Below are 7450 nucleotides of genomic sequence, written 5' to 3' on the forward strand. Positions count from 1 at the left end.
ATATGGCTCAAGCCCAACGTCTGGCGGGATTTGGCCTTAAACTAATTAAGGAGTTGTTTAGAATGAAATAGCCCTGATAGCGAGGGTTCTCCAGCGTTTGACAGACACTGGTAAAGTTCCTGAAGCTTTGCGTTTGGCTCATCTGATTGGTGCGGCTGTAATTAATGGGGTTAGCAGCAGTTCTGCTTGAATTATTGTTAAGAACGGGCAAGATGCCAGTTCCACAAAGAGGCAATTTTATTGTGGGGAGTAGGGGTTGGGCGGGAGATCCCCTTAAGAAGGGTCAAGATGCCCGTTCCACACCGACTAAATTTTCTTGTCGGGAGTAGGGGTTGGGCATCCTGCCCGCCCAGGAAAGGCTGATTGTAAATGATGTTATTCGATAAGTTTGTACCTACTTACTTACACAATTTCGCCGTCAATTTCACCGAATTCGATTTGAGTTCCCAACGCCAAAGTTAGCGTACTTTCAGGTTCTACCATTTTTATATCGCCTTGAATGTCTGTAGCCCACCAAGCGCGATCGCACAAATTGGTCAATCCTAACGAAAGCTCGTTTCTCGATCGAGAAGTGACTATAGCTACAAGACCGTTAGATGCTGCGGCTGTTAAACTCGGTATGTCAGAAGTGAATAGTTGAGTTCCCGCACTCAGAGGAATAACTCGACTGCCTAATTTGAGAGAAACTTGACCGCTGGTCAAAGAATTTACTGCGGGCTGATCTGATATAAAGGTAGGCGGAATATTTGCCGATGTTGGGGCTGGCAAGTCAGAGTTTCCTACTGTAATTGTACAGTTGCCGATTTTCTTTTGGTCGCCCGATCGCAAATAACTCACCGCCCCGCTATCAACATTCTCGCAAACAATTTGACCTGCTTCTAATTGAAACCGCATTGCCAAGGGTGAAACATTAGGAATGCAGATAATAGACAAATTTTCATCACTACCAAAAGTCACCGGTTCGGAACCCAGAGTGAGAGTGCGATTTGCTCCGGTATCGTAACTAATTACCAGCCAAGCTTTGTTGAACAAAGTTTCGGCTACAACTAGCATAATGCCAATCCAAAAACCGATCGCAGCACAGCCAGCTAAACGGCCTGCTGTACCGGATAGATTGTAAGCAAACAGAATAAACAAACAGCCGCCCAAAACTCCTCCAACACCGCCACCTCCCGTGCCGCGAAGCGCTCCCAAATTAGGAATCCGCTGTGCAAGTCCCAGTCCTAACAAACTGCCAGCTATTCCCCAGCAAATTACTCGTAATAATTCGTTGTCTCCGTTGCCAATCCCGCTATAAATACCTTCGGCGATCGCCCCAGAAATCGCTCCTGCCATTAAACCAAACAATCCGCCATTTTTTAAAGCCTGTTTTATTTGAGGCTTGCCTTTGATATAGTAATAATAGCCGAACATGATAGCCGTAGCAATACCACCGCCTACCAATCCAAACCAGCGACCTGTAGACAATACACTGTCAAAAAAAGATTCCGAACCAGGGAGTCGCTGCATGAAAGGTTCGGTGATTAGATTGCCGACGAAACCGCCGACTGCACCGCTAATCCCAAACTGCAAAGCTTTTTTAAGGGCTGATAGATGTCTTTTCACGGCGCACCAGATTTAAAGTGAGAGTCCAATCTAGCTACAAGCTCGAAACTTAGGATTTCCGATGATCTTATATCTGGCATCGCGATCGAGAACAGGCTTTCCGGCCTGTTCCACAAACACAAAGAGTTGAGTTTTCTTATGAGTAGTAGGGGTTGGGCAGGAAGCATTGGTGTCAACTTAAGCTTTTAGTCCGCCAGTCCTCCCGCTCACCCGGGAGCCCGCCAGGGGTTTCAACCCCTGACGGACTATCGGTTTTACCTTAAGTTGACACGCCTTGGGCAAGAGATCCCGCCCGTCCAAGACTTATTCAGAATGGTGCAAGATGTGAGACGATCGCACATCTCCCCCTGTCTCCCCGCTGTCTCCCCCCATCTCCCGCTTCCCTCCCTCTCAGATCCAAGCCTTTGAACCTCGCGCCCTCGCCCGTCACAATTCCCGCTCAATGCTCGATCGCCTGTAACCCTTGTTGCCAGATAATTTTAGCAATTTTTTAACTATGAAATTTTAACGGAGAACACCCAAGCGAGGGCCCCAATATGAAAAGGAATGTTACAAACTATTACAGTAACACTCAGAATGTGAACATAATGCCTCAAAATACTTGCGAGAGGTAGTTGTGTCAGAGAAGCAATATCCTTACTAACTGCCCGATAGTCACTCGATCGCCACTAAGTGGCCTGCTGCAATCTTTATCATAAATTAAAGATCGCATCAGTCATTTATGGTATTGTAAGCGACAGGCTTAGTGCGAGCACTCACAACCGCACCGGCGTGAAGAACAAGCGCCGTTAAGCACCGAAGGCAGTCAACCGCCAACAACTTCAACAGTTGCTGAGTGTGGAAAGTCCAGCCTTCCCCGTCAAAGCTCCTGCCTGAGCAGGAAAGATACGGGACACAAGCGCCCGCTTTCGCTAGCTCAGCGCAGAGCAGTTCATATAGCAAAATATCCAGCGGGTACACACAAGATGAGTATCGTCACCAAATCAATCGTCAACGCAGACGCCGAAGCTCGCTACTTGAGCCCAGGTGAATTAGATCGGATCAAAAGCTTCGTCACCTCTGGTGAACGCCGCGTCCGCATCGCCCAAATTTTGAGCGAATCCCGCGAACGCATCGTCAAGCAAGCAGGCGACCAACTTTTCCAAAAGCGCCCTGATATTGTTTCTCCCGGCGGCAACGCTTACGGCGAAGAAATGACCGCAACTTGCTTGCGCGACATGGACTACTACCTGCGTTTGATTACCTACGGAATCGTAGCTGGCGACATTACTCCGATCGAAGAAATCGGTATTGTCGGCGTCCGCGAAATGTACAAATCTCTCGGCACCCCGATTGAAGCCGTCGCCGAAGGCGTTCGCGCTATGAAAAATGCAGCAAGCTCGCTGCTGTCTGGAGAAGATGCTTCCGAAGCTTCCTCTTACTTCGACTACGTTATCGGTGCGATGCAGTAAGGAATTTTGATTTTAGGTTTTCGATTTTAGATTGAAAAATTGGGGGTTGCCGGCAACAAGTTAAAAGCTTTTGCAAATAACCAGCCACTTAAAAATCTTAAATCCCACATCCCAAATTCCAAATTCTAGCTCCAAAATTGGACTGACTCAGCCACTTTCTAGGAAACAAGACAACCATGCAAGACGCAATTACCGCCGTTATCAATTCCTCTGACGTTCAAGGTAAGTACCTGGACATCAGCGCTCTAGACAAGCTCAAGAACTACTTTGCTTCTGGCGAACTGCGCGTCCGCGCCGCTACAGCCATCAGCGCTAATGCAGCCACAATCGTCAAAGAAGCAGTTGCTAAGTCTCTGTTGTACTCTGACGTAACTCGTCCCGGCGGCAATATGTACACCACTCGTCGTTATGCAGCTTGCATCCGCGACTTGGACTACTACCTCCGCTATGCCACCTACGCTATGCTAGCTGGCGACCCTTCCATCCTCGATGAGCGCGTGCTCAACGGTTTGAAAGAAACCTACAACTCCTTGGGCGTGCCCATCGGTTCTACCGTACAAGCAATCCAAGCAATGAAAGAAGTCACCGCCGGTTTGGTCGGTTCTGACGCTGGTAAAGAAATGGGCGTCTATTTCGACTACATCTGCTCTGGCTTGAGCTAAGACTCAGGAAGAAGAAAGAAGGAAGAAGGAAGTTCGGCAACGGATTCTGTAACGGATGTAACGAATGTAACAGATGTAACAGATTTCAGTCCGATGGAAGTCGGAAGAAGGAAGAAGATTTATTTCTTGCCTCTTTTAACTTTTTACTTTTTACTTTGGACTTGTTACCTTTGACTTTGAAAAGAGGTCAGGGAAGTTGAGAGTGATTGCTAGACCGTCAAAGGCTTGCCGAGAAAGCCCGACGAGTTTTAACGAGCTAGTTTTGACTCCTAACTCCCTGCCTTCAATCTTTAAAAAATCCATCTAATAATCTGTAAACCTACTCAGGAGTTAGTTTCCCATGAGAATGTTTAAGGTGACTGCTTGCGTCCCAAGTCAAACTCGCATCCGCACTCAGCGCGAATTGCAAAATACCTATTTTACTAAGCTCGTTCCTTACGACAACTGGTTCCGGGAACAGCAAAGAATTATGAAAATGGGCGGCAGAATTATTAAAGTGCAACTGGCTACGGGTAAGCCCGGTGCTAATACAGGTTTACTTTAAGAGCCGAAGCTGGATTAGTAGAGGGGTAAGAGGTCGCGATCGACCTCTTTTTTGTTTGTTATAGTTATAGCATAAGGAATAATGTCCAGCGTTTTTAATCTCATCATTGACAAATATTTCAATAAGCAGAAAGTATAACTGCGATTATCGCTAACAAAACAGCAAGCATTTGTGGTAATGTAATAGCCTCTTTTAAGAATAAAGTCGATAATAATATAGTAATCAGCGGGTAGATAGACGTAACACTCACTACATTGGCAACTTCACCTTTGCCAAGGGCTATAAAAAATACTAATGATGCCACAGTGCCACAAACGCCAACTAACATGGCAAACAAAATCCCCCTAACATCTCCCTCAAAACTAAAATTATTAGTTTGGATAATAATAAATAAAGTAGTTAAAATAGCGCCAATTGCTTCATAAACAAAAGCAGTTTTGTAGTCAATATATTTAGTTGCTAAATTGCCAAAAAATCCCCACAAACCATATAATAGCGAACAGATTAATGCGTAAATTAACCAATCTGGTACTTTAGCCATCTTTGTTAGAGTTTATTGAGATCATTCTAAAATCCTATGGCTAATGACATTCGACGCTTGATTCCCTTTTTTGACCCCAGCGCGTCTCAATGGGCCGCTGAGGCCCGGTGGCTGAGGTGGCTGACTTTTATGTGGCTGTTTGTAGGGCTGACAGCATTGTTTTCGGCTTCCTATCCCATTGCAAATTATGAATTTGGAGACGGGCTTTATTATTTTAAACGACAGCTAGTCGCAGTGGCGATCGGGCTGGCCGGCTTTAACTTGATGGTATACTCCCCCCTGCGCTACCTGCTGAAAACATCTCAGGTAGGCGTTTTGTTGCTGCTGGGATTGCTGTGGCTGACCTTGGTTCCGGGGGTAGGAACCACAATCAACGGGGCGACTCGCTGGATATCTCTGGGCCCGGTTCCGATTATTCAACCTTCTGAATTGATCAAGCCGTTTTTTGTTCTCCAAAGTGCCCGCATTTTCGGCAACTGGTCCCGGTTGACGAATAAAGTTCGCTTAACTTGGCTGTTAATTTTCGGCGCAATGCTTTTGGGAATTTTGTTGCAACCGAACTTAAGTACCACGGCTTTGTGCGGGATGACTTTGTGGTTGGTGGCTTTGGCGGCGGGATTGCCTTACTTGCAGTTGGGCGCAACGGCTATGGGGGGAATGCTTTTAGCCGTTTTAAGTATTAGTTTGAGGGAATATCAGCGCCGCCGGATTATGTCTTTCCTCAATCCTTGGGCTGATCCGATGCAAGACGGCTATCAGTTGATTCAAAGTCTCCTGGCTGTCGGTTCAGGGGGCATTTGGGGTGTGGGTTTGGGGATGTCGCAGCAAAAGTTATTTTATTTGCCGATTCAGTACAGCGATTTTATTTTTGCTGTGTTTGCTGAGGAGTTTGGTTTGGTGGGAGGTTTCTCGCTATTGCTGATGTTAGCGGCCTACTCTACTGTGGCTTTGAGGGTAGCGATGAAGGCTCGAAATATTGAGAGTCAGTTGGTGGCGATTGGGGTGATGGTGGTGATGGTGGGACAGTCGCTGCTGAATATTGGGGTGGCGACGGGGGTTTTGCCGACTACGGGTTTGCCGCTGCCGTTTTTTAGTTATGGGGGCTCTTCGATGTTGGCAAGTTTGTTGTTGTCGGGGTTGCTGATTCGGGTGGCGAGGGAGAGTTCTGAGGCTGATGTGGTTTCTTTAAACGGCCTCCGTGGAAAGCCGGGAAAGCCGAACTTGCGATCGAAAAACCCCACTACACAAACGGAATAATTTGTCAATAGCAAACTAACCCGGTTTTTGGCAAAAATCGGGTTTGTTTATTACCTAAAAACTACTGGCAGAATACCAATTTATAGGAACCGGTATTGTAGGGAAGAACACTGATTTTGAGAAAAAAAGAAGTCGGCGATATTAAGGCAATTCGAGATTTATATCGTGGGAGATGAATGTCGATCGACTATTTCCGCCCGTCACCCTTATTTGGCGGTTCTTCTTGTTGTTCTTGAGGTTTAGCTGTGATGTTAGCTAATTCTTTTTTGTCTGGTTGCGGTGTTTCTGGAGTTGAGTTAGCCATTAAGTTTTGTCCTAAATAGATGCACCGCTTAATGATATCTTTTCCGGCTACAAATGTGTTGCTGTAGATAGGGGGAGGAAAATCAAGACAGACAATTCTCATGCAATTCGATTTGGGCTTTAATATTAGACAGCATTATGTAGATGCAAATGGCTGTCGGTTGTTATACTGCTGGAGGGTTGCAGCCAAACAAATCCGAGGCGGACGCAAAAACACCTTTGTTAAGAATTAAATGCCGAGATCGATCTCGAACGATTAACCCTTGCGGGTGCAATTTTCCCAGCATTCGCGTTACTGTTACCAGAAAGAATTGGTTTAAAGCCGGAACCCTGATCGGAAGAAATTAAAAGAAGACTATTCATTACTCCAATCCTCTTCCTTCCAAGTAGAGGTCGCTACCAACTATCAACAGTCAACAGTCAACAGTCAACAGTCAACAGAACCGCGTCGTGCAAATCGCATTAGCAATATCTTGATTTGTCAAGCGGATATTCAAACCAGAGGCCTGTCAAAAGTTATGAAACTGCAAAAAATAGGATTGTCGGGACTGAGCTCAATCTTAGCGGCGCTGACTATAGGTGAGTTTCGGTTTATCCCTAACTCTCAATTTAAAATCATCAATTCTCAGGCCTTGGCTCAAACCCAAGCTCAGCGTAAAGCGGAAGCAGAACGACTTTTCAATCAAGGGCTTCAGCAGTATCAGATTAGTCAATTTCAAGCCGCTTTACAGTCTTGGCAACAGGCACTAATAATTTATAGGGAACTAAAAGACCGCCAAAGCGAGGGGGCCGCTTTGGGAAGTCTGGGAATTGCTTACCTTTCCCTCGGCGACTACGCCAAAGCGATAGAGTACACTCAGCAGTGGTTGGCGATCGCCCGAGAAATTAAAGACAGCCAAAGCGAGGGGAAAGCTTTGGGAAATCTGGGACTTGCTTACTATTCCCTCGGCGACTACGCCAAAGCGATAGAGTACACTCAGCAGTGGTTGGCGATCGCCCGAGAAATTAAAGACAGCCAAAGCGAGGGGAAAGCTTTGGGAAATCTGGGACTTGCTTACTATTCCCTCGGCGACTACGCCAAAGCGAT

General features: G+C 46.3%; 7 protein-coding genes. 5 read left to right on the forward strand and 2 right to left on the reverse strand.

The genetic code is table 11. The features are described from left to right. Positions 1–402: 402 nt before the first annotated feature. The gene (locus tag Q5691_RS12805) at positions 403–1605 is read right to left on the reverse strand and encodes a hypothetical protein (RefSeq protein ID WP_333345099.1); all 1203 of its coding nucleotides are present in this window, start codon (positions 1603–1605) and stop codon (positions 403–405) included. Between the two features lie 965 nt (positions 1606–2570). Here Q5691_RS12805 and apcA point away from each other — a divergent pair. The 3 genes from apcA to Q5691_RS12820 all read left to right on the forward strand — a co-directional run bounded on the left by apcA (position 2571) and on the right by Q5691_RS12820 (position 4262). Next, the gene (gene apcA, locus Q5691_RS12810) at positions 2571–3056 is read left to right on the forward strand and encodes an allophycocyanin subunit alpha (protein WP_333036136.1); all 486 of its coding nucleotides are present in this window, start codon (positions 2571–2573) and stop codon (positions 3054–3056) included. 176 nt (positions 3057–3232) lie between these two features. After that, positions 3233–3718, forward strand: a complete 486-nt coding sequence (gene apcB / locus Q5691_RS12815) for an allophycocyanin subunit beta (protein ID WP_006634930.1) — start codon at positions 3233–3235, stop codon at positions 3716–3718. 340 nt (positions 3719–4058) lie between these two features. After that, the gene (locus Q5691_RS12820) at positions 4059–4262 is read left to right on the forward strand and encodes a phycobilisome linker polypeptide (protein ID WP_006634929.1); all 204 of its coding nucleotides are present in this window, start codon (positions 4059–4061) and stop codon (positions 4260–4262) included. A 118-nt stretch (positions 4263–4380) separates the two neighbouring features. Here the strand turns inward: Q5691_RS12820 and Q5691_RS12825 are convergent, their stop codons facing one another. Next, positions 4381–4803, reverse strand: a complete 423-nt coding sequence (locus Q5691_RS12825) for an EamA family transporter (protein ID WP_333215611.1) — start codon at positions 4801–4803, stop codon at positions 4381–4383. 36 nt (positions 4804–4839) lie between these two features. On the opposite strand from Q5691_RS12825, the gene Q5691_RS12830 reads away from it, so the two are divergent. Together Q5691_RS12830 and Q5691_RS12835 are read left to right on the forward strand one after the other, a co-directional pair. After that, on the forward strand, positions 4840–6060 hold the full coding sequence (locus tag Q5691_RS12830) for an FtsW/RodA/SpoVE family cell cycle protein (protein ID WP_333345101.1): 1221 nt from the start codon (positions 4840–4842) through the stop codon (positions 6058–6060). Between the two features lie 821 nt (positions 6061–6881). Continuing rightward, a partial coding sequence (locus Q5691_RS12835; RefSeq protein ID WP_333308018.1) for a tetratricopeptide repeat protein occupies positions 6882–7450 on the forward strand: 569 nt, incomplete at its 3' end.

This window comes from Microcoleus sp. w1-18aA5, assembly GCF_036701705.1.
Classification (GTDB): Bacteria; Cyanobacteriota; Cyanobacteriia; order Cyanobacteriales; family Microcoleaceae; genus Microcoleus.